This window comes from Lachnospiraceae bacterium, assembly GCA_025758065.1.
In the GTDB taxonomy this organism is placed as follows: domain Bacteria; phylum Bacillota; class Clostridia; order Lachnospirales; family Lachnospiraceae; genus Enterocloster.
This window is the reverse complement of record CP107199.1, coordinates 506,562-529,807: the sequence shown is the minus strand read 5'-3', so window position 1 is coordinate 529,807 and position 23,246 is coordinate 506,562. Positions and strand designations below refer to the sequence as shown.

Sequence of the window (23,246 nt, the reverse complement as noted above, 5' to 3'; positions counted from 1 at the left end):
TATGGAGCAGTGATAAAATCTTTAAGATGTCCATTATATGGGACATCCACGAACATAAGGAGAAAAATGTTTGCAAAATACATAGAAATATACACTACCTTAGATATGGAAAAATACTTTAGGGTGAAAAATTTACTTGCAGAAAATAATATCTCATATAAAGATACCAGCACCAATAATCAGCTGCGCCTGTCACTAAATAACCTTCGTGGCGACAATCCAGTTCTTTTACGTGATAGCAGTATAAAAAACACCTACTCTATATCTGTAAAAAAAGAAGACGAACAAAAAGCCAGACAAATAATCCAAAATACAACTGGTACATCATTTTCGAAATAACTATACCACTCACTTGCCTGCACACTCAAATCCGCATTCTATGTGAGCAGTACAGTTATTTACGAAACGATGTACCAGGTAAAAAGCCAGGCTACTCTCAGGCTCAGGGAATTGGGTGGGGTGCATGGGATGCGCAGGCTAGACAGACTTGGATTTGGGAAAATGGCGTTAAGAGAGGGACGGGCAACTGTTTGAACGAAGTGAGTTTTGCCCGCCCCTCTCTTGCTTTTAGCCATTTTTCCAAATTCTTAGTTTGTCCCTGCACAAATCCCCAGCGCCCCACCCAATCCCCTGAGCCGTATCTTTACAAATATTTAATACTTCCAAATCTTGACATTCTCCCCAAATCTCTATATAATCTCAAAAGTGACATCATGTCATAGTAACACCGTGTCATGTTTCAAACCCAACAACCTACAGATAAGAATAACCTTTCGAAATCTTCTCACAAAATCAGGCACAGAAAGATTCAAGGAGGACATAGGATGTCCTCCCGGAGTCTTCCATGCACCTGCCTTTGTGGCCGATTTTCCGCCAGTCGCACCCCAATTTTATCAACGTACGCACCGCGTACGCCTCAAAAATTGTGGCACAACTGACAAAAAATCATCTCACAAAATCAGGCACAGAAAGATTCCGGGAGGACATCAAGAAAACAAGGAGGCTCGTAAATGCCAACCCAGCGTTTTTTAAACCTGAAAGAATCCAAAAAAAATGCTATTTTAGAAGCAGCGGCTAACGAATTCGCCAGAGTTCCCTACTCCGCAGCATCCATAAACCAGATCATCAAAGAAGCCGAAATATCCCGTGGAAGTTTCTATACCTACTTTGAAGATAAAGATGACCTGATGCGCTATATGCTCAGAGGCTTCAGAGATACCTTAAGAAAAAAAATATTTGATTATCTGGAAGAAGAAAACGGAAATCCATTCCGCCTGTGCACCCGTCTTTTAAAAGAATGGATGAAAACAGGAGGCGAAAGACTTACATTTCAGATCCACAGAAACCTGTTAGCCGACTTAAGCGTAACCGGCCAAAACCAGATGTTCGGTATCCGGGGTTTTCTTATGAAAGATGAACTCTATAAATCCTTTATAGAAGAACTTTACAGCCGCTTAGACAAAGACAGATATCCCACCACAATAGAGACACTGTGCTACGTAGTAGATATGGCGATGATGGTCCTGATCAAATCAATGGCAATGTATTATCAGGATCCTTCTGAAAAAGAAAACATTATCCAGATATTAACAGAAGAAATGGCTATCCTGGAACGGGGAATGTGCTGTAGCACACTTTCTCATTCAAACCAGCGCATGGCTAAGCTGTAACACATAAACTAATAGAGGAGACCCAAATATGAAAAATATTACCAAGAAGATCACAAAGCTTTCCGCTGTCCTCACCGCTTCCATCCTGTCAGCATCCCTTCCACTTACAGCAATGGCAGCCCAGAACAGCCCCGACGATAACACCTACCAGCCCAAAGATGTCCAGACTGTAGACTATAAAAAAAGCCTGACACCTGAATTTGCTTATTCTGCAGAAAAATGGGCCAGTCTTCGCGACAATATCATGGAATACGGCGAATTAGCCAATCTGGTTCACGAATACAACCCCACTGTTATAAGCAACCGGTCCACTTACAAAGACCAGAAAAATAAAAACTTAAACGATATCTATGATGACTACATGAAAGATATCGATGACATCTGGGATCAGGCAGACAGTGCAGATAACGATATAACCTGGGCTTCCCTGCGTTACTCCGCAGGACTTTTAACAAAGCAGGCAGACAACAACTACGAAGACGCAGATATGGAAAAAATCCAGTACGACCAGCAGGAAGCAAAACTTGTTTATCAGGCACAGGAAATGATGGTTTCCTTAAAGCAGTCTGCATATAATCTGGAAAACCTCCAGAGTACCAGGGAACTGCTCCAGAAACAGTACGAAGCAGCCCAGGCGCAGCTTTCTGTAGGCATGGCGACCCAGACAGACGTCCTTACCGCTTTAAAACGTGTTCAGGATCAGGACAACGCCATTTTAACTGCACAAAAGAGCCAGGAAAACGTACACAGAAATTTATGCCTTATGTTAGGCTGGAGTGCAGATGCACAGCCTGAGATCAAAGAAGTGCCTCAGCCAGACTTATCCCGCATCGACACCTTAGATCCAAATGCAGATGCACAGACAGCTATTGATAATAACTACGATGTAAAATATTATACCAAAAAAGCAGGAAACTTAGACAGTCAGGATCTGATCGAATCCAATCAGGCAACTTTAGCAAATGCGAAAGACACAGCTGTCCGTTCCTTAAAAACGCAGTACAACACTGTGCTTACTACCAGAGATGCCTTAAATGCAGCCAAAGCCCAGCTTCAGGTAGCAGAGGCTAACTTAAATATTGCCCAGGCAAATCTGGCAGTAGGAAGCCAGACCAGCCTGCAGTATCAGAGTACATTAAATACCTATACAGCAGCCAAAAACGATGTAAACACAAAACAACTTCAGCTTCTCCTTGCCTTAGAAGCTTATGACTGGAATGTAAAAGGCCTTACTACTTCAAACTAAAAAATGCATTCCCGGAGTATTCTCGCAGGATCAGGCACAAAACGATTCCGGGAGTACATAAAGAAAGGACGAAAAAAATGAAAACAAATCATTTAAGATCCGTGACAGCCGCCACGATGGCCCTTCTTCTGGCAGCGTCCGTTCCATTCCAGACATTTGCAGCAGAAGAAAATCCGGCAGGCAGCTATTGTGCTGATCAGCAGCGTCTTGCTGATAACCAGTTAGACTATGACGAAATAGGCGCTAGAGTAAAAGAATACTACGGTCCTATAAAAAGTGCCTATGCTATGGCAAGAGGAATGAAGGAAGACCAGGGCCAGATCGCAGTCAATTCAAGGACCACCGCCGATGACCTGCTCTCCCAGGCAAAAGCAGCCGAAGATCTGGCAAAAGAACAAAGCGGCATGGAGCAGATGATATCCAAGGCAACTGCAAGAGCTTTGAGAAAATCGGTCAATCAGCTGCGTACTACAGCAAACAGCCTGGACCGTTCCCTGGAACGTAAATCTTCTTCTGAAAAACAGATCGACCGTCAGGCAAACAGCCTGATCCTTAATGTAGAAATGATGTTAAACCAGTATCAGCAGCTTTTATCCCAGCGTACCATTGCAGCAAAAGGTGTAGAACTGGCCACAGCAGCAAAACAGCTTCAGGACACCATGCAGGCACAGGGAATGGCAGTAGATGCAGATGTACTTTCGGCTGCATCCAGTCTTTCCACCAGCCAGTCCCAGTTAAACCAGCTGGATGCAGGAATCGAGCAGATCCGTAAGATGCTCTGTTCCTTTACAGGTTACGATGAAGCAGCTAACCCGGTATTCGGTGAAGTCCCGTCAGCAGATCCATCTTACATTGCCACAGTGAATGTTACAGAGGATAAAGAAAAAGCAGTAAACAATAACTACAATCTGATCAGTCTCAGAAGCCAGACCGGCGGCGGAATGACAGATCTGCAGATCCGTACCTCAAAGACTACCACACAGACTGCAAATAAACTGCGAAATGTAGAATATTCCGAAGAAAATGTCCGATCCAACATTCAGGCACTGTATGACGAAATGGAAGAAAAGAACGCTTCCTATACCGCAGCAAAGACAGCTTACGAAAGCGGCCAGATCGCATGGCAGGCAGCACAGATCCAGAAAGCAAATGGTATGTTAAGCAATATCCAGTACATGCAGCAGGAATTAGCATGGCTGCAGGCACAGTCCGGATATAAATGTGCAGATCTGGCTCTCCAGCAGGCTCTCCAGAACTATAAATGGGCAGTAGCAGGTGTTTCCGTATCAGCAGATACCCAGTAACCTCTGCTTTAAAGAAAAAAATTAATATTCCAAAGAGAAAACGGCACTTGTTTAAGTAACATCTGCCGTTTTTCTGTTTTAATACTCTGAAAGTCGTAATTTATGACAAAAATATTAAGAAAAACAACGAATAAATTCGTTGTTTTTTACAAAAAACGGTGCTATGATATACGAAAGGGGAATATAATGATCTAAGTAAAGGAAGTGGAACATGCTGTAGTTTTTGAAATTGAGGTGATGTGAATGGTAACCAGAAGTTTGGACGTAAGAAAAAAAGCTTTGACCCCAATACCGATCTCGTATCTGATCCAGACAGCCAACCGTTTTGATTGTGACATTTTCGTAACCAATGACCAAAAAACAGCAAACTTAAAGCAATATGATGAATTAAAAAATCTAAGCTTATGTGGTTTTCTGACCATTTGTTTCAAGGGGAGAGATGAGACAGAAGCAGATAATTGCATAAGAAAGATTTTATGGCAGGATGAATATCTGCAGCAAAGATAAAAGGAAGTGTAGAAATGTATAACAACGCATAAACAGGAGACTTGTGAGGGGAAGTCTCCTGTTTTTCTTTTGTGTACTAATTTGTAGTTTTTTCTTTCAGATAGGAATCTGCATCCTTAAAAAAGCTCCATACGATCATCAGGATGATAAAGCCAATAGGAAAAGCAGCTACAATAGATACTGACTGGAGGCTGCTCATAGAGTTTTCCGAAAAGATCAGTGCAATAGGGAAAAGCATCAAAGTAACGGCCCAGAACAGTTTCACCTTCTTATCCGGCTCTTTATCTGCATCCAGAGAACGGTAAGAATAGGAGCTTGCTACCATGGTAAGGGCATCAAAAGTAGTAGCGTAAAAAGCGATCATAGTAACCGCCAGAAGGATCAGCCCTATCTTAGCCATTGGCATTGTTTCAAAAATAGCGATGATGGTCTGGTACAGATCCTGGCTTTCCCGGTATAATCCCATCAGATCCAAGATACCGTGAGTCTGCAGTCCAAGTCCATAATTTCCAAGTATGATAAAAGAAGTAAAGGTTCCTGCAAGGCCAAAGAAATAGCCTCCTAAAACAGTCTGACGGATGGTTCGTCCCTTACTGATGGTTCCGATAAAAAACGGAGTAGCCACACACCATACCATCCAGTAAGCCCAGTAAAAGATCGTCCAGTTCTGGGGGAAGGAAGAGGTGCGCAGTGCATCAGTCCATGTTGCAAGGGAGATAAAATTCTGGGCCAGAGTTCCCACAGCACTGATACCTGTTTCAATGATATAACGTGTCTGGCCGCCTAAAAACAGGAAATAAGCTAACAGCACGAAAAACAGGTAAATACAGGAAGCAGCCAGTCTTGCAACCCCCTGCATACCGAAATAGACAGCCATTGTGTATACAATACAGATAATAACTAAAATAGCAATGGTAAGAAGAGGTGTTTCAGCAATTCCTAAAACCCGGCTTAAAGCCATAGATAAAAGAGGCGTAGCCAGTGAAAAGGTAGTAGCAGTTCCAGCTAACAGAGCAAAAACAGCAGTCAGATCGATCAGCTTGCCGATGACTCCATCTACCTTCTTTCCAAGAAGAGGGCGGCAGGCTTCGGAATATTTCTGTTTATTTCTTTTGCGTACGTGGATCATGAAGCCAAAAGAAACTGCCAGGATAATGTAAAAGCTCCAGGGAATAGGACCCCAGTGGAACAGTGGATATACAGAAGCCCAGTCCTGGACAGTCCCCATTTGGGCAATATGAGGTTCATCTGCATAAAGCATCCATTCACAGAGAGAATAAAAAAGGATATCTGCAGCAAGTCCTGAGGTAAACATCATGGAACCCCACTGAAAAGCGGTATACTGGGGTTTTTCCATGTCGCCCAGTTTAATAGAGCCAAAACGGGAAAATGCCATATAAAGAGAACAGATCACAGCTCCCAGACCCATTAACAGGTAATAGCTTCCAAGCTCATCTCCAAGGAAAAAACGGATAGATGCCAGAATGTTTGCAGAGCCTTCCGGAAATAACATAAAAAGACAGCATAACAATGCAATGCATCCAAAAGGCAGTATGGTAGTGACCAGGTCAAGATTTTGTAAAAATGGTTTCTGTTTCGGTTTCATGAGAAAGACCTCCTGCTAAAAATATCGTGTTCAAAAAATATAAAAATCAAATCATATTGAACATAATAGCACTGATGGAACCAAATGGCAAGACATATTTTCACATAAGATTCACATAGAGTAACAATATTGTAAGAAAAAACTACTATTAAAATTGTGTTTTCTTCGATATAATAGTACCGTTGAAATTTAAGGAGGTTTTTTATAATGTTTAACTGGAAAAAAGTTTCTCTGATCCTTCTTGCGTCGGCAGCACTTTTAAGCGGCTGTACCAAGAGCAATATCGTATCCCCGGACAGTGGAAAGATCGAAGGGGATGGAAAGCCGGATACAGAGATCAATAAAGATATTGCTATTAACTGGGAAGAAGTACGTTCTGACCTGGAAGAGCAGTATTTAGAGCCATACGGACCATTTGCTGACTATGTAATGGATTTAAATGTAGTTTACGATGATGCAAGCGGTATGCTGACTGTTCTGCTTCCTGTTACAAAGAAGACTACCAGCGATGTAGCAGTGGTTTATGCCCAGGATGTTTTAGGAACCATTGGTGAGGCTGTATCAACCCAGAATTTCTATTTCACAGCACCTGAGGAAAATGAAGATGGTTATACTACAGACTATGGTAGCTTCTTTGATGAGCATGATGTAAAAGTACAGGTATTCCCTTATGATAAAGAGGGAGATGAAAGTGCTTATCTGGTAAATGATACCATTAAAGCCGGTGATGTAAGAGCTGTTGAGCCATTACAGTAAGGAGACTTAAAATGAGACGCATTGACAGATATTGGAAGCGCTGCGCTGCAGGCGTGATGGCAGCATTAACATTGATGCTGGGACAAGGTACGATGCAGTCCTTTGCCATGAACGCCAAGGTAGTCACTTCCCCAAATAAGATCATTGTCCAGGATGAAACACAGAATACAGACGATCAGAATAACAATGGAACACAGAATGTAGTTTCCAAGGCAGAAGTAGCAGGTTTTGGAGAAGTATCTACCCCGGTTACGGATTCTTCTTCCTACTTTGGAAAAGGAAGACTGACTCTTCTGGCAAATCATGATACAGAAGCCCAGCAGCTGGCAGTTATTATTGAAACTGGAGAAGGCGGCCTGATCGTAGTAGACGGTGGCTGGACTGACAACACGGATTATGTGTTAAACCAGATCAAGGCAAAAGGCGGACATGTACAGGCATGGCTGATCACACATCCGGACTCTGACCATGCAGGTGCCCTGGCGGATATCCTGTATAAGCATGCAGGTGAGATCACCATTGACGGCATCTACTATTCTTTCCTGGAAGACAGCTGGTATGCGGAAAAAGATGCAAATGTTGCTTCTATGGTAGCTTATATAAAAGGCGCATTTGCAAAGGTTTCCCCATCCATCCTTCACGGTGATATTGTGGCAGGACAGGTGATCAATGCAGGACCTGCAAAGATCCAGGTTTTAAACCAGGCATACAAGGAGAACAATGACTTTGTAAATAACAGCAGTGTTGCTTATATGGTTTCTTTAAATGGTACAAATGTTGTATTTTTGGGAGATTTAGGAAACACCGGTGGTGAGCATCTGATGCAGGATGTAAACCTGGCTGCTTTAAAGTGCAAGATGGTGCAGATGTCTCATCACGGACAGAATGGCGTAGGTTATGAGGTTTATAAGGCTTTAAGACCATCTGTATGCCTATGGCCGACACCGCAGTGGCTGTGGGACAATGACAACGGCGGCGGCGCAGGAAGCGGTTCCTGGAAAACCCAGGAGACCAGAAACTGGATGACCCGTCTGGGTGTGAAAGAGTATTACGTTACCAAGGACGGCGACCAGGTGATCGAATAAAATTAAAAGATCAGTGTTCTTCATCGTTACAGGGAAGACCGCTGTGATAAGAATAATTTCCAAGTTCGTCCAGTATCCGGTCAAAGGATGCTGGGCGAATATTTTTTCCTTCTATCAAAGTGTTGATCATGTAATAGATGGCGGCATGTTTCATCAGACACTGGCGGAACAGGTTTGGGAAAGAGGCTTTGGAAGCGATGCTCTTATCCCAGGGATTGCACCAGGTCTCATGGCGCAGGTTCAGGCTCCAGACCGGATCTTCGACCACATCCGTTACCATTTTGCTGGAAGCTAAAGGATTTCGTAAAAACAGGGATTCTACGTATTCGATCCGGTTCTTTTTTCTGCTGTATGGGTCAGAAAGCGTGCGGCAGCCGAACCGTAGCGCAAGGATAGAACGGTGGATCATGCCCGGAGATACCTGATAATGATTTTTGCTGCTTAAAGGATAGAAAGCATCATTTAAGCAGGAGGAGAGGAAACGGGAGATAAACTGTGTCTCCATGCCATTTAAACAGATCGTAGCCGCCTGGTTGAACTGGGACGGCTTTTTCTTTTTATATTTCATCAATAACAGGGCATCAATGTCATTTTCCAGTTTGGCGTGTAAGCCGTGACAGGCAGCAGTGGGATGCTCTGCGTCATAGTGGATGCGGCCATAAACATAAGGGTGGCAGATAGAATCACCAATATAATGGCTGATAAAACCGCACAAAAAAGCAAGGCCTTCCTCACGCTGCTGTCTGGATTCGATCTTTGAAAGGCGGGTGAAGGCACAGCGGAAAAAGTCGTTTACATGGTGTTCATGCATATAGGAGCCGATATTGCGATGATCCCGGTGGCGCAGGATAGGCAGGTTATAGAAAAACATATCCGGTCCCTGAAGACCAAGCTGGTAAAGCCAGCGGTATTTGGCAATGATAAATTTAAGGTTGTTTTGAGGCATGTCGTTGTATGCCTTCATGCCTAAAATATAGTGGGTGGTGAAGCCGGGCATGTAAATGCCTCCTTTCAGGTGGGTAAAAATTTTTGATATATATATCATACCATATATTTGTGGATAAAGCAGGCATAGAAGAGAAAAACAGTGCATAAAAACCTCAGTAAGAGGATTATATTATTAGGAGCTGCATGTGAAAATTCTGGAAATGGCCCACGGGATCATATGGGGGCCGTGGACTGTGGGGATATTTCTTATTGTGGGACTGGTGTTGTCTGTACGCTGTCATTTTTTTCAGATATTGGGATTTAAATATTGGTGGAAGTCAACCTGGGGAAGCTTATGGAAACACGGCCGGGGGCATGATGAAAAGGCAGTTAATAATGCAGGGCATCTTGGAATCACGCAATTCCAGTCAGTCTGTACTGCCCTGGCGGCAACGGTAGGGACCGGCAATATTGCAGGTGTAGCTGCTGCCATTGTATCTGGCGGCCCGGGGGCAGTGTTCTGGATGTGGATCTCTGCGCTGGTGGGTATGGCAACTGCTTATGGTGAGACCTATCTGGGATGCCGGTACCGCTTTAAAGATAATAGGGGTAAATGGGTCTGTGGTCCTTTTATTTATATGGAAAAAGGACTGGGGATCCCATTCATGGCAGTGGGATACAGTTTTTTCTGCTTTTTATGTGCCCTTGGGATGGGGAGCATGGTACAGGCGAATTCTGCTGCAGAAACACTGGAATTTACCTGGGGGATACCATCGGCTTTAGGAAGCGGTATTCTGGCTCTGCTTACAGGAGCAGTGGTCTTAGGCGGGATAAAACGCATAGGAAAAGCAGCGGAGTGCCTTCTGCCGCTGGCATCGGGGATCTATATTTTATTTTCCCTGCTGGTACTTTTATTATGCGCAGACCGCATACCAGATGTGTTTTTAAGGATTTTCCAGTCTGCTTTTGGGATCCGGCAGATTTCCGGCGGGATCGCAGGTTTTGGCATCAGCAAAAGTCTGCGCTATGGTATATCCAGAGGTGTGTTTTCCAATGAGGCGGGGCTTGGCACTTTAGCAGTCCTTCATGGTCCGGCAGAACACACAACACCCTGGGAGCAGGGAATGTGGGCCATGTTTGAGGTGTTTTTTGATACAGTGGTATTGTGTACGCTTACGGCACTGGTTATTTTGTGTACGTCACAAGGCGATATAGAGACGTTTTCTCTTACAGGAGCGGCTTTGGCTGCTGCCTGCTTTTCTGCCAGATCAGGGATAGTGGGTAAATGGTTTATCAGTGTTTCCATGGTAGTATTTGCCTTTGCAACAGTGATCGCATGGTATTATCTTGGACAGCAGGCTGTAGTGTATTTAAAAGAAAAAACAGGGATTTTACATTTACATATACTTTATCCCATTTTGTTTTTACTGGCAGTATTTGCCGGTGGCTGTATCCGGCTGGAGGCAATATGGATGTTATCGGATCTCTGGAACGGCTTGATGGCATTTTTTAACCTGACGGCTTTATTATTTTTATCCGGAGAGGTTTGTATTCCAGATCATTCAGACCTTTTTAACACCACAAAAAAAACACCTCACGTCAAGTGATGTGTTTTTTTTGGAAAAAAGTATTATTAAAAGGGAGGAGAGCTGATAAAATCTTACCAGCTCGAGTATTATGAAAAAAATCTTGTAAGCTTAGTTAGGTATTAAAAATTTTCAAGGGATGAGGTTTTTAGCTTGTTTTCTTGCTTCTCATCTATGACTAAAGTATAAAAAGGAAAGATGAAGAAATCATGTTCATTGTGTAACACTTTTTTGAATGATTTATGAACGAAATGTGAATGATACCCGTGTTAAAAGAGTACAAAGCATGCGTTGACAACATTATCTGGTTGTCATAAAATGAAAGCCATAAATACATAAGAGATACGTGCTGATTATAAAGGAGTAAAAAAAATGACCTTAATGCAGATGAAGTATGCCATTGCAGTGGCAGATACCAAGTCTATGAACGAAGCAGCCCGAAGTCTGTTTATCACACAGCCAAGTCTTTCTGCATCTGTTAAAGAGCTGGAAAATGAGATCGGCATAGAGCTTTTTAAACGTACAAACCGGGGGATTACCGTGACACCGGAAGGGGAGGAATTTTTAGGCTATGCCAGGCAGGTGGTGGAGCAGTACCGTCTGATCGAGTCAAAGTACATTGAAAAAGAAAATGTGCGCAAGAAATTCAGTGTGTCTATGCAGCATTATTCCTTTGCTGTCCAGGCCTTTGTGGAAATGGTGCGTCAGTTTGGAATGGACAAGTATGAGTTTGCAGTTCATGAGACCAAAACATATGAAGTGATCGAGGATGTAAAGAATTTTAAAAGTGAGATCGGTATTTTATATCTTAATAATTTTAACAGCAAGGTGCTGACAAAGCTGTTTACAGAGTTTGGGCTGGAATTTCACAGGCTCTTAGACTGTGGGATCTATGCTTATATGTGGAAGGGAAATCCACTGGCATCCAGAGCTTCGGTTACTATGGATGATCTGCAGCCGTATCCATGTCTGGCTTTTGAACAGGGGAATAATAATTCCTTTTATTTTGCGGAAGAAGTGCTTTCTACCTATGAATATAAGCAGCTGATCCGTGCAAATGACCGTGCTACCATGTTAAACCTGATGAAAGGTTTAAATGGCTATACTCTTTGTTCAGGCATTATATGTGAGGAGTTAAACGGCGGTGATTACTGTGCTGTGCCATTACAATCCGATGAGGTGATGACCATTGGGTATTTATGCCGCAAAGGTGTGGCCATCAGCCCATTGGGGCAGAAATATCTGGATGAGATACGTAAATATAAAAATGAAGACGCCAGCTATAGGTAAAAACTATAGCTGGCTCTTTTTTTTGTGTATTAGACAGATGAAAAAAGAGATGCTATTATTTGTCCATAAACAAAAACGAATCAAAACAGTAGGTAAATGACTGATTTATTTTTATTCAGGAGGACAATAATATGGGAAAGAAATCTTATGATGAAAGAAACTTTAAATTCGAAACATTACAGCTTCACGTAGGACAGGAACAGCCAGATCCGGTAACTGACGCAAGAGCTGTACCGATCTATCAGACTTCTTCCTATGTATTCCGCAACTGCGATCATGCAGCAGCAAGATTTGGACTGACCGATGCCGGAAATATTTACGGACGTCTGACCAACCCAACAGAAGATGTATTTGAAAAGAGAATTGCAGCTTTAGAGGGTGGCGTTGCAGCTTTAGCAGTAGCTTCCGGTGCAGCAGCTATTGCATATACCTTCCAGAACCTGGCACATGCAGGTGATCACATTGTAGCAGCTGAGAACATTTACGGTGGTACATATAACCTGTTTGCCCACACTCTTCCAGAGTATGGTATCAAGACCACTTTCGTTGTTCCATTTAATTATGAGCAGGTTGAGGCAGCGATTCAGGAAAACACAAAGGCTATCCATGTAGAAACTCTGGGAAATCCTAACTCTGATGTAGTTGATATTGAAAGACTGGCACAGATCGCACATGCACATAAGATCCCGTTAGTAGTTGACAATACCTTCGCAACTCCATATCTGGTACGCCCGATCGAATACGGCGCAGATATCGTTGTACATTCAGCTACCAAGTTCATTGGCGGACATGGAACCACCATTGGCGGTGTGATCGTAGACAGCGGTAAGTTTGACTGGGAAGCAAGCGGCAAGTTCCCATCCTTAGTTGAGCCAAACCCAAGCTACCATGGAGTAAGCTTTGTAAAGGCAGTAGGACCGGCAGCATTTGTTACAAAGATCCGCGCTATCTTACTTCGTGATACCGGTGCAACTTTATCTCCATTCCATGCATTCTTCTTCCTGCAGGGACTGGAAACACTGTCTCTTCGTGTAGAGCGTCATGTAGAGAATGCGCTGAAGGTAGTTCAGTACTTAAATAATCATCCACAGGTAGAAAAAGTTCATCATCCATCTGTATCCAATGATCCGGAGCAGCAGAAACTGTACAAGAAATATTTCCCAAATGGCGGCGGCTCTATCTTCACCTTTGAGATTAAGGGCGATGCACAGAAGGCAAAGGACTTCATTGACAATCTGGAGCTGTTCTCCTTACTTGCAAATGTAGCAGATGTTAAGTCTCTGGTCATCCATCCGGCTTCTACTACTCATGCACAGCTGACAGAGGAAGAACTGAAAGAACAGGGAATTTACCCGAACACCATCCGTCTTTCCATCGGTACTGAGAATATTGATGATATCATCGAAGATCTGGATGAGGCATTTAAGGCAGTAGCAAAATAAAATGGCGTAGTAAGGCAAGTGAATGAAAAGCAGGCGTATTCTTTCGCAACAGGAAGATGCGCCTGTTTTTTGCAGGTCTGGGAAGTTGGGATAATATATGGTAGAATAAGACGCAGGAATGATTTCGGAAGTGTATGAAACACAAGGAGGATCCTATGAACCAACAGCAGCTTATTTTTATCAGACAGATCGCCAGAACAGGTTCCATCCGGGTGGCAGCGGCCTGTGTGGACAGAAATCCGTCTACACTTACAAGAGGATTTAAAAATGTGGAAAATGAACTGGGCTGTTAGCTGTTTAGGCGGATACGGGGCGGCATGGTCAGGAACGTTTAGTAGATGCAATGTGTGCAAAGATGCTGGATCCTGAGTTTAACAAGGGCATTGAGGTAGTGGTACTTCCAAACCTGTATGGTGATATTGTAACTGATATTGCAGCAGAGCATCAGGGTGGACTGGGGACCGCTTCTTCTTCTAATATCGGCAATAAATATGCCATGTTTGAGGCAATCCATGGAACTGCTCCATATCTGATGAGCCATGGCAGAGGCGCATATGCAGATCCAAGTTCCCTGATCCGTGCAGCTGGAATGTTGTTGGCTCATATTGGTTACGCAGATAAGAAAATCCTTCTGGAGAAGGCACTGGATGTATGTACTACAGAAAAGCAGGTGGTGCTGACTACCTTTACGGAGGATGCAAGCGCGAAAGAGTATATCGATTATATCATTGAAACGATTGAAAAGTTGAAATAATCATAAACAAAATATGAAAATAGCAGGTACTCCCAATGTGCAGATATATGACATATTGAGGGTATTGTTGACTAAGGTTCGAAAGCCACCGGCGCACATGACAGATACGCATTTGAATGAAAATCCTTTGCTCGTGGGCTTGCGCCGCCTATTGTCAGAACTGCGAACCAAACTCGCACGCACTGCGTGCTCAAACAGTGGTTCTCCGCTCTGACGCTATGCTCGCCCACTCACGGATTTTCAACAAATGCTTATTCTGTCATGTGCACCGGCGGCTTTCTACGTTATTGGCAATAAAAAATGTAGGAGCAAACCAATAAGCAGTTTTCATGTAGGAGGGGGATTGTACTTAAGTACGGCATTTTTTATGTGACATATCCAATACAGTAGAAAGGGCTCCTCCATGTATGATAAGCATTCGGTAGGTAATTTTGTCCATTTTGTGAGCATAGCTGGCAGGTTGGAGGCACTGTTTGAGCGAACGCAGTGAGCGAGTTTGCCGGAGACCTGCCTGATCGGCGGCGGAGCAAAATGGACAAGATTACTGTGAATGCGTTTATACATGGAGGAACCCTTTCGGCCCCTATTGAACTAAATCCTAATATAGAAACCGAAAGCTCCTGATAAGCATACTATGGTAGTAAGTATGAACTGCAGGAGCTTTTTTATGCCTGAAGCCTATATTGCATTAACACCGGTCCACTGGTTTTACCTGGTGGGGGTGTTGGTGATCTTATTTACCATGATATTGCGAAAAGATACTCCACTGGTCTGCATTGCCTTCCTTTTTGGAATCGGCCTTGTTGGAAAATGCAGTCTGGCCGGGGGAATACAGACCATCTTCAGTTCCATTATTTATGCCATCAGTGAATTTAGGGAGGTGATCACTACCATTGCCCTGATAACGGCATTTTCAAAATGTATACAGGAGCTGGGAAGTGATGCCCTTCTTATGCGGCCGGTGTCAAAAGTCATGAGGACTCCGGCTGTTTCCTGGTGGATCTTAGGCGGCATTATGTTTGTATTTTCTCTGTTTTTGTGGCCGTCACCGGCAGTTGCACTGGTAGGAGCCATTGTCCTTCCCATTGCTGTGCAGTCGGGATTAACACCGCTTGCAGCAGCCATGGCAATGAACCTGTTTGGTCATGGTTTTGCCCTTAGCTATGATGCAGTGATCCAGGGAGCACCGGCCGTTTCCGCAGGGGCGGCAGATATTTCTACAGCTGACATTTTAAGCAAAGGACGGCTGTTATTCTGGATCATGGGCATTACCTGTGTGTGCAGCGCATTTTTACTCAACCGTGTAACCATAACCGGAAAGAGAAAAACTGAGAAAAATAATGAGAAAAATAATGAAGGAAATCTGAACCTGAAATGGAATCAGGATCAGCAGCTGGAAACGGCTGGAGAATCAGAAAAAGCAAAAGAGGTGGAAAAAGGCGCAAAGTCAGGAAAGAAGACGTATTCCAGGACAGCCATGATCCTGGCAATCCTTACGCCCGTTGCCTTTCTTATGGATATACTGTTTATGATTTTGTTTAAACTCAAGGGTGGGGATGCCACCAGCCTGGTGGCAGGAACTGCAGTCCTCTTAATGTGTGCAGGCACTGTGATGGAGTTTAAAGTGGGTTCCCTTGAAAAAGTGACAGAATATGTAACAGACGGATTTTTATTTGCCATTCGTATTTTTGCTCCTGTTATTGTGATCGGTGCCTTTTTCTTTTTGGGAGGTAATGGCATTATCCATATTTTAGGAGATTCTTATGAACGGGGGATTTTAAATGACTGGGCTTTATGGCTGGCTCATCATGCACCTTTAAACCGGTATATGACAGCGTTATTGCAGTTGGTCATCGGCGGTCTTACAGGACTGGATGGTTCCGGCTTTTCAGGGCTTCCACTTACCGGTGCGCTGGCGCGGACCTTTGGTACAGCTACAGGTGCTTCCATTCCCGTTCTTGCATGTCTGGGGCAGATCAGCGCTATTTTTATCGGCGGCGGAACGGTAGTGCCCTGGGGGCTGATCCCGGTGGCGGCCATTTGTAACGTGGATCCGGTGGAGCTGGCGAGGAAAAATATGCTTCCTGTGTTTATTGGCCTTACATGCACCTTCCTGGCAGCATGCCTGGTGTTGTGATAAATGCTGCGATAAATGTTGCGATAAAAAATCTTTTCAAAAAACTAGTCTGGGAGAACATTGGGCATAGAAGGAGGTATTATATGTGCGGGATTGCCGGATTTTATCAGAGTCATTTTGACTATCTTACAAAAGAAGAATATTACCGGCAGATACTGGAAGAGATGGAAAGAGTACAGAAACACCGGGGACCGGATGAACAGGGAAATTATCTGGAGTCTCATTTTGGTTTGGCCCATGTGAGACTGTCTATAAGAGATCTGGTTTCAGGCCGCCAGCCCATTCTTAAAAAAGTGGGAGATAAGACCTTCGGGATCGTGTATAATGGGGAGCTTTATAATACGAAAGAATTGCAGGAAGATCTCATGGAAAAAGGCTGGAAATTTTCCACAACCAGTGATACAGAGGTAGTTCTTACAGGTTACATGGAATATGGTCCGGATTTTGTAAAGCAGATGAATGGTATATTTGCTTTCGGGATCATGGATCCGGTAAAAGACCGGCTGGTGCTGTTTAGGGACCGCCTGGGGGTAAAGCCATTATTTTACACCTGTTTTCAGGATCAGGTCATCTTTTCCTCTGAGATCAAAGGTCTTTTTGCTTATCCGGGGATCACTCCTAAACTGGATAAAAGAGGGTTAAATGAGATATTCAGCATCGGGCCTGCAAAAACTTATGGCTGCGGTGTTTTCAAGGATATAGAAGAGCTGCTTCCGGCACATTATCTTGTATGCAATGCATCTGGTCTGTATGCAGAATGTTATTGGAAGCTGGAGAGCAGGCCTCATGAGGACAGCTATGGGCAGACCGTAGAAAAAACGGCATTTCTGGTCAAGGATGCCATCCGCCGCCAGATCATCTCCGATGTGCCGGTATGTACCTTTTTATCCGGAGGTGTGGACAGCAGTCTTGTTGCTGCTGTTTGCAATGCAGAATTGAAAAAGAAAAACAAACAGCTGGCTACTTTTTCCTTTGATTTTAAGGATAACCATAAATATTTTACTGCCAATGCTTTTCAGCCATCCATGGACCGGCCGTTTGTGGATATTATGGTGAAATATTTAGATTCTGACCATCATTATCTGGAATGTGACAATGTGACCCAGGCAGATCTGCTGTATACATCCGTAGAAGCCAGAGACCTTCCGGCCATGGCAGATGTAGACTCTTCCCTGTTATATTTCTGCTCCCAGGTAAGCAGCACCCATAAGGTAGCACTGACCGGTGAATGTGCTGATGAGATATTCGGGGGTTATCCATGGTTTCACAAAAAAGAGTGCTTTGAGGCGAAAACATTTCCCTGGACCATGGACCTGTCTGCCAGAAAGGAGCTGTTGGCGGATGATTTTATCCGGGAACTTCACATGGATGAATATGTGCAGGCAACCTATGAAAAATCGGTGGCAGAAACGCCGGGGCTGGCAGAGGACACACCGGAAGAAGCCCGCCGCCGTGAGATCGCATGGCTGAACCTGAAATGGTTTATGCAGACATTATTAGACCGTATGGACCGCACCAGCATGCATTCCGGGCTGGAAGCCAGAGTGCCTTTTGCGGATCACCGTATTGTGGAATATTTGTGGAATGTGCCATGGAACATGAAAACAAGAGATGGTGTGGCAAAGCATCTTCTAAGGATGTCCGGAGCAGGTCTGCTGCCTGATGAAGTGCTGTGGCGCAGAAAATCCCCTTATCCCAAGACCTACGACAAAGCATATGAAACGCTGTTAGCAGACCGGGTGCAGGAGATATTAGAAGACAGTACGGCACCTGTTTTACAGTTCTTAGACAGGAAAAAAACAGAAAAATTCCTGGAAAGCCCATCTGACTATGGAAAACCATGGTATGGACAGCTGATGGCGGGCCCCCAGATGCTGGCGTATATGATCCAGGTAAATTACTGGATGAAGAAATATAATATTGAGATCGAAGTATGATCCCTGCTCCTGCACACTTAAATCCGCATCTTACGGGATTAGTACATCCTGCATCTGTCTTTGTGGCCGATTTTTTGCCAGTCGCACCCGGATTTCATCACCGTACGCACCACGTACGCCTCAGAAATTTGGGTACAACTGACCAAAAATCTTCTCACAAAATCGGGCACAGAAAGTTTCCGGGAGAACATTTTGGAGGATGGGTGTCAAATGCTGCTTTTTAGTGGCTGTGAAAATTTCTGTCGCACCAGATCAAGGAAATACTGGTCCGCCCTGGATAAAAATCCGCCTTTTAAGGAGGCGATACTCAGATCCCAGCTGGGGCTGTAGGACTCGTCAATGGATAAAAGTACCGGCGGATGGTCAGCGGAGGTCAGGGCAGCATATTCCATAGGCAAAAAGGTAATGCCTATGCCCTGACCGGCCAGATGCTGTGCTGTTTCATAATTTTTCAATATCAGGACGATATTAGGTGTGATCCTGGCTTTTGCAAGAATAGCGTCAGATACGTGGCGGATGCGCTGCTGTGGATGAAGAAGGATCAATGGTTCATTTTTTAATAAACGCACATCTAAGACCGGGAATGGATAGCCCGGTTTTTCTTTTGCTTTCTGGATCAATGGATGCCCCTGGGCCAGTGCGATCACAAAGGGGTTTTCTGATAAAAATTCATAATCCAATAATGGATTTGGCGCCAGCTTTGGAGCATGGAGCAGGGCAAAATCCATAGCACCTGTAAGTACCTGTTCTTCCAGCTTTCCAGTATTATCTTCGCGGATATCCAGTTCAATAGAGGGACTGTTTGTCTTAAATTCCGGCAGGATCTTAGGAAGAATGACGGTTCCCAGATGGTTGGTCGTTCCCATAACGATCCGTCCGGATTTTAACTGCTTTATGTCACTTATTTCCGTCTCAAAATCGCTGTAGATCTTAAGAACCTGACAGGCCATCTGATAACAGCGTTTTCCAGCATAAGTAAGGGTCAGTCCGGAAGGCGTCCGGTTGAAAAGATGGGCGTCCAGGTTTTCTTCGATCCGCTGCAAAGACTGGCTTAAGGAAGGCTGGGCAATATAAAGTTTTCTGGCGGCTGCAGAGATGCTTTTTTCATCGGCTACTGTTTTAATGTATTCTAGTTCACGGCTTGTCATAGGGAAAAACTCCTTCATATCCATCACATAGGTAAAAATGTATATCTGTTATTATATATATAGTATTTGCCTATAAAAGTAAAGGGGTGTATAGTTAGAACATAGCAAATGGATATGTCACCTGATGGTGACATGGACATGGGATAAAAGGAGAAGAAACATTATGGTAAAGTTATATGATGAAGGAATTTATCTTGTAAACGGCACCGAGATCGTACCTGAGTCTGAAGGAGCAAAGGTACAGGCTCTTACAGGAAAAGCTGCAGATAAAGAAACAGCAAAGAAAGGCACTATGGCCTGTTCTATTTTAAGTGCCCACAACACTTCAGGAGATATGGAGCATTTAAAGCTTAAATTTGACGCAATGACATCCCACGATATCACATTCGTAGGGGTTATCCAGACAGCAAAAGCTTCTGGAATGGAGAAATTCCCTGTTCCCTATGTACTGACCAACTGCCATAACTCCCTTTGCGCAGTAGGCGGAACCATTAATGAAGATGACCATATGTTTGGTCTTTCCGCAGCAAAGAAGTATGGCGGTATCTATGTTCCACCTCACATTGCAGTTATGCATCAGTATATGCGTGAAATGCATGCAGGCTGCGGACGTATGATCTTAGGATCTGACTCCCATACCCGCTATGGTGCATTAGGAACCATGGCCATCGGTGAAGGTGGCGGTGAGCTGGTAAAACAGCTGTTATGTGATACATACGATGTAGCTTATCCGGGCGTTGTTGCAATTTACCTTACCGGAAAGCCGGGACCTGGTATCGGACCTCAGGACGTGGCACTTTCCATTATCGGTGCAGTATTCAAGAAGGGTTATGTAAAGAATAAAGTAATGGAATTTGTAGGACCTGGTGTTGCTTCCATGACAACAGACTACAGAAACGGTGTAGATGTTATGACAACAGAAACTACCTGCTTAACATCTATCTGGCGCACTGATGAAGATACAAAGGCATTTTTAACAGCCCATGGCAGAGGTGATGATTACAAAGAGTTAAATCCAGCAGATGTAGCTTACTATGATGGCTGTGTTTACGTGGATTTAAGTACCATTAAGCCAATGATCGCCCTTCCATTCCACCCAAGCAACACATATGAAATCGATGAGTTAAATGCAAACCTGGGTGATATTTTAAGAAGTGTAGAAAAAGAAGCAGAGAAAGTCAGCGGCGGAAGAGCACCATTTACACTGACTGATAAAATTGAAAACGGACGTTTAAGAGTCCAGCAGGGAATCATCGCAGGCTGTGCAGGCGGTAACTTTACCAATGTAGTAGAAGCAGCCCATGCATTAAAGGGAAAGAGCTGTGGAGACGGAGAATTCTCACTGGCTGTATATCCATCTTCCCAGCCTGTATTTATCGATCTGGTAAGAAAGGGATTTATAGCAGAGCTTATGGAAGCAGGCGCTGTTATCAGAACTGCATTCTGCGGACCATGCTTTGGCGCCGGCGATACACCTTGCAACAATGGATTAAGTATCCGTCATACAACCAGAAATTTCCCGAACAGGGAAGGCAGCAAGCCAGGAAATGGCCAGATGTCTGCAGTAGCCTTAATGGATGCACGTTCTATTGCAGCAACCGCAGCAAACGGCGGTATCCTTACACCAGCTACAGACTTAGACTGCTGGGGCGATGTTCCTGAACACGATTTTGATAAGACTGTTTATGACCGCCGTGTATACAATGGCTACAATGCAGCCCATGAGGAGGACAGTCTGGTATATGGCCCAAATATCAAGGACTGGCCGGAAATGAGTCCGTTAACTGATAATATTCTTTTAAAGGTATGCTCCAAGATCATGGATGAAGTAACTACCACGGATGAACTGATCCCATCTGGTGAAACCTCCTCCTATCGTTCCAATCCACTGGGACTGGCTGAGTTTACATTATCCAGAAGAGATCCTGAATACGTAGGAAAGAGCAAGGCAGTAGACAAATTAGAGAAGGCAAGAACAGCAGGACAGAATCCATCAGAGTTAGATGCAGACCTGAATGGGGTATTTGATGCCATCCATACCATTTCCGGTCAGGAAAATGTAAATGAAATGGAAACAGAGATCGGAAGCATGATCTATGCTGTAAAGCCTGGTGATGGTTCTGCAAGAGAACAGGCTGCAAGCTGCCAGAGAGTCATCGGCGGACTTGCAAACATCACAAAAGAATACGCAACCAAGCGTTATCGTTCTAATGTAATGAACTGGGGAATGATCCCATTCCAGATGGTAGAAGAGCCGGAGTTTGAAGTAGGAGACTATATCTACGTTCCAGGTGCAAAAGCAGCACTGGATGGTGATTTAAAAGACATTAAGGCTTATGTGATCAATGCAGATACCAAGGCGGTAAAAGAGATCAGTCTGTACGTGGCAGATATGACTGCAGATGAAAGAAAGATCGTAAAAGCAGGCTGTCTGATCAATTATAACCGTGCAAGAAAAGGCTTAAAGTGATATAATGTAATGAGCGCGTAAGCGCATGTTCGTGAGTAAAAACACACAGTGCCACATATTTTCCTGATTCAAAATGATCTGGAAAATGTGTGGCAGTGCCCGTTTGAAAATGCTTTTGCACAGATGCGGGGGTAACAAAAAGATGTTGAAAAGACATCGTTAAAAATAGGAGGAAATAAAGATGGAGATCAAGAAACCGGCCATGGCAGGAACTCTGGAATCCAGTGACTGTCAGGTAACCGTAGAACCGGGAAATGGTTCTGTGGAATTTAGCCTGGAAAGTGCTGTCATCAATCAGTATGGCAACCAGATCCGCAAGGTAGTCCTTCAGACACTGGAGAACCTGGATGTAAAGGATGTAAAAATCTCAGTGGTGGATAAGGGCGCTTTAGACTGCACCATTAAGGCAAGAGTTGAAGGTGCGGTATTCCGTTCTGTAGACCAGATCGAGGACATTCCGTGGGGAGGGGCAATAAGATGATCAATGCAAATAAGAAGCGCTTAAGAAGGACCATGATGTTCTTAAATGCACAGAAACCAGGTCTGATCAAGGATCCATATATTTATAAACCAGACTCCATTATGCTGGATCTGGAGGATGCTGTTGCTGAAAACCAGAAGGATGTAGCACGTTTCTCCTTATATCATGCATTAAAAGAGATCAATTACAGAGGCTGCGAGAGAGTAGTCCGCATCAATGGTCTTGATACCCCTTACTGGGAAGAGGATATCCACTGTGCAGTAGCAGGCGGCTGCGATGCCATCCGTATCCCCAAGACAGAAAGCGCACTGGATGTACAGAGAGTGGAGACCGTTGTAGAAGAATGCGAAAAGCAGTACGGCATTCCGGAAGGCCATACACTGATCATGGCAGCCATCGAGTCTGCAAGAGGTGTTATGAAGGCCCTGGATATCTGTGAAGCATCTGAGAGGATGTTTGGCATCGCTCTTTCCGGTGGTGACTATACAAAGGATTTACAGACCCACATTACAGGTACAGGCCTGGAACTGATGGGTGCCCGCCAGAACATGATCATCGCAGCCCGTGCGGCAGGTGTACAGTGCTTTGATACTGTATACACCAACCTGGATGACATGGACGGCTTCCGCAGGGACGTAGAGACCATCCATTTAATGGGATTTGACGGAAAATCCATTATCAACCCACGTCAGATCAATATCGTACATGAGATCTTCACACCAACCCAGAAGGATATCATTTTTGCTGAGAAAGTAGTTAAGGAGATCGATGAAAAGAAGAAACTGGGTATCGGCGTATTCACTGTAGACGGCAAGATGATCGATATCGCATTCTATGACGGCGCAAAGAGGACCATCGAGCTTGCCAAGGCATCAGGCGTATATAAGGGGGATCTGTAAA

Annotated in this window: 19 protein-coding genes and 1 pseudogene; 17 read left to right on the top strand and 3 right to left on the bottom strand. The window is 44.1% G+C overall.

The annotated features are described in order from the left end of the window. Positions 1-66 precede the first annotated feature (66 nt). From OGM16_02425 to OGM16_02405, 5 genes are all read left to right on the top strand, one after another. Positions 67-339, top strand: a complete 273-nt coding sequence (locus tag OGM16_02425; GenBank protein UYJ47152.1) for a DUF2007 domain-containing protein — start codon at positions 67-69, stop codon at positions 337-339. A gap of 671 nt (positions 340-1,010) precedes the next feature. After that, positions 1,011-1,670, top strand: coding sequence for a TetR/AcrR family transcriptional regulator (locus OGM16_02420; protein ID UYJ47151.1), 660 nt, complete (start codon positions 1,011-1,013; stop codon positions 1,668-1,670). A 28-nt stretch (positions 1,671-1,698) separates the two neighbouring features. Next, positions 1,699-2,916, top strand: coding sequence for a TolC family protein (locus OGM16_02415; protein UYJ47150.1), 1,218 nt, complete (start codon positions 1,699-1,701; stop codon positions 2,914-2,916). 77 nt (positions 2,917-2,993) lie between these two features. Next, entirely contained in the window at positions 2,994-4,220 is a 1,227-nt protein-coding gene (locus tag OGM16_02410) for a TolC family protein (GenBank protein UYJ47149.1), read from the top strand. A gap of 243 nt (positions 4,221-4,463) precedes the next feature. Continuing rightward, on the top strand, positions 4,464-4,727 hold the full coding sequence (locus tag OGM16_02405; GenBank protein UYJ47148.1) for an HPr family phosphocarrier protein: 264 nt from the start codon (positions 4,464-4,466) through the stop codon (positions 4,725-4,727). A 76-nt stretch (positions 4,728-4,803) separates the two neighbouring features. Here OGM16_02405 and OGM16_02400 read toward each other — a convergent pair whose 3' ends face one another. Beyond that, positions 4,804-6,333 (bottom strand): BCCT family transporter, encoded by a 1,530-nt coding sequence (locus tag OGM16_02400; protein ID UYJ47147.1) that lies wholly within the window; start codon positions 6,331-6,333, stop codon positions 4,804-4,806. A gap of 207 nt (positions 6,334-6,540) precedes the next feature. Here OGM16_02400 and OGM16_02395 point away from each other — a divergent pair, with 207 nt between their 5' ends. Further along, a complete protein-coding gene (locus tag OGM16_02395) occupies positions 6,541-7,089 on the top strand; it encodes a hypothetical protein (GenBank protein UYJ47146.1) in 549 nt (182 codons plus the stop codon). An 11-nt stretch (positions 7,090-7,100) separates the two neighbouring features. Then, complete coding sequence (locus OGM16_02390) at positions 7,101-8,174, top strand: MBL fold metallo-hydrolase (protein UYJ47145.1); 1,074 nt, start codon at positions 7,101-7,103, stop codon at positions 8,172-8,174. 10 nt (positions 8,175-8,184) lie between these two features. On the opposite strand, the gene OGM16_02385 is transcribed toward OGM16_02390, so the two are convergent. Continuing rightward, positions 8,185-9,171, bottom strand: coding sequence for a zinc dependent phospholipase C family protein (locus OGM16_02385; protein ID UYJ47144.1), 987 nt, complete (start codon positions 9,169-9,171; stop codon positions 8,185-8,187). Between the two features lie 151 nt (positions 9,172-9,322). Here OGM16_02385 and OGM16_02380 point away from each other — a divergent pair, with 151 nt between their 5' ends. From OGM16_02380 to asnB, 7 genes and pseudogenes are all read left to right on the top strand, one after another. After that, on the top strand, positions 9,323-10,708 hold the full coding sequence (locus OGM16_02380) for an amino acid carrier protein (GenBank protein UYJ48374.1): 1,386 nt from the start codon (positions 9,323-9,325) through the stop codon (positions 10,706-10,708). 351 nt (positions 10,709-11,059) lie between these two features. Further along, complete coding sequence (locus OGM16_02375; GenBank protein ID UYJ47143.1) at positions 11,060-11,977, top strand: LysR family transcriptional regulator; 918 nt, start codon at positions 11,060-11,062, stop codon at positions 11,975-11,977. A gap of 131 nt (positions 11,978-12,108) precedes the next feature. Next, positions 12,109-13,419: an O-acetylhomoserine aminocarboxypropyltransferase/cysteine synthase gene (locus OGM16_02370; protein ID UYJ47142.1), complete on the top strand. Its 1,311-nt coding sequence runs from the start codon at positions 12,109-12,111 to the stop codon at positions 13,417-13,419. Between the two features lie 155 nt (positions 13,420-13,574). Continuing rightward, on the top strand, positions 13,575-13,712 hold the full coding sequence (locus OGM16_02365; protein ID UYJ47141.1) for a LysR family transcriptional regulator: 138 nt from the start codon (positions 13,575-13,577) through the stop codon (positions 13,710-13,712). Between the two features lie 41 nt (positions 13,713-13,753). Further along, positions 13,754-14,173 (top strand): annotated as a pseudogene (locus OGM16_02360) (isocitrate/isopropylmalate family dehydrogenase). 667 nt (positions 14,174-14,840) lie between these two features. Next, complete coding sequence (locus tag OGM16_02355) at positions 14,841-16,310, top strand: citrate transporter (GenBank protein ID UYJ47140.1); 1,470 nt, start codon at positions 14,841-14,843, stop codon at positions 16,308-16,310. Between the two features lie 83 nt (positions 16,311-16,393). Then, entirely contained in the window at positions 16,394-18,247 is a 1,854-nt protein-coding gene (gene asnB, locus OGM16_02350; GenBank protein UYJ47139.1) for an asparagine synthase (glutamine-hydrolyzing), read from the top strand. A 206-nt stretch (positions 18,248-18,453) separates the two neighbouring features. Here asnB and OGM16_02345 read toward each other — a convergent pair whose 3' ends face one another. Beyond that, positions 18,454-19,395: a LysR family transcriptional regulator gene (locus OGM16_02345; protein UYJ47138.1), complete on the bottom strand. Its 942-nt coding sequence runs from the start codon at positions 19,393-19,395 to the stop codon at positions 18,454-18,456. Positions 19,396-19,558: 163 nt separating this feature from the next. Here OGM16_02345 and OGM16_02340 point away from each other — a divergent pair, with 163 nt between their 5' ends. The 3 genes from OGM16_02340 (at position 19,559) to OGM16_02330 (ending at position 23,245) form a co-directional block, all read left to right on the top strand. Further along, positions 19,559-21,865 (top strand): hydratase, encoded by a 2,307-nt coding sequence (locus OGM16_02340; protein ID UYJ47137.1) that lies wholly within the window; start codon positions 19,559-19,561, stop codon positions 21,863-21,865. Positions 21,866-22,046: 181 nt separating this feature from the next. Next, positions 22,047-22,346 (top strand): citrate lyase acyl carrier protein, encoded by a 300-nt coding sequence (gene citD, locus OGM16_02335; GenBank protein UYJ47136.1) that lies wholly within the window; start codon positions 22,047-22,049, stop codon positions 22,344-22,346. Beyond that, entirely contained in the window at positions 22,343-23,245 is a 903-nt protein-coding gene (locus OGM16_02330) for an aldolase/citrate lyase family protein (GenBank protein UYJ47135.1), read from the top strand. The genes citD and OGM16_02330 overlap by 4 nt, the downstream gene beginning before the upstream one ends. Position 23,246 lies beyond the last annotated feature (1 nt).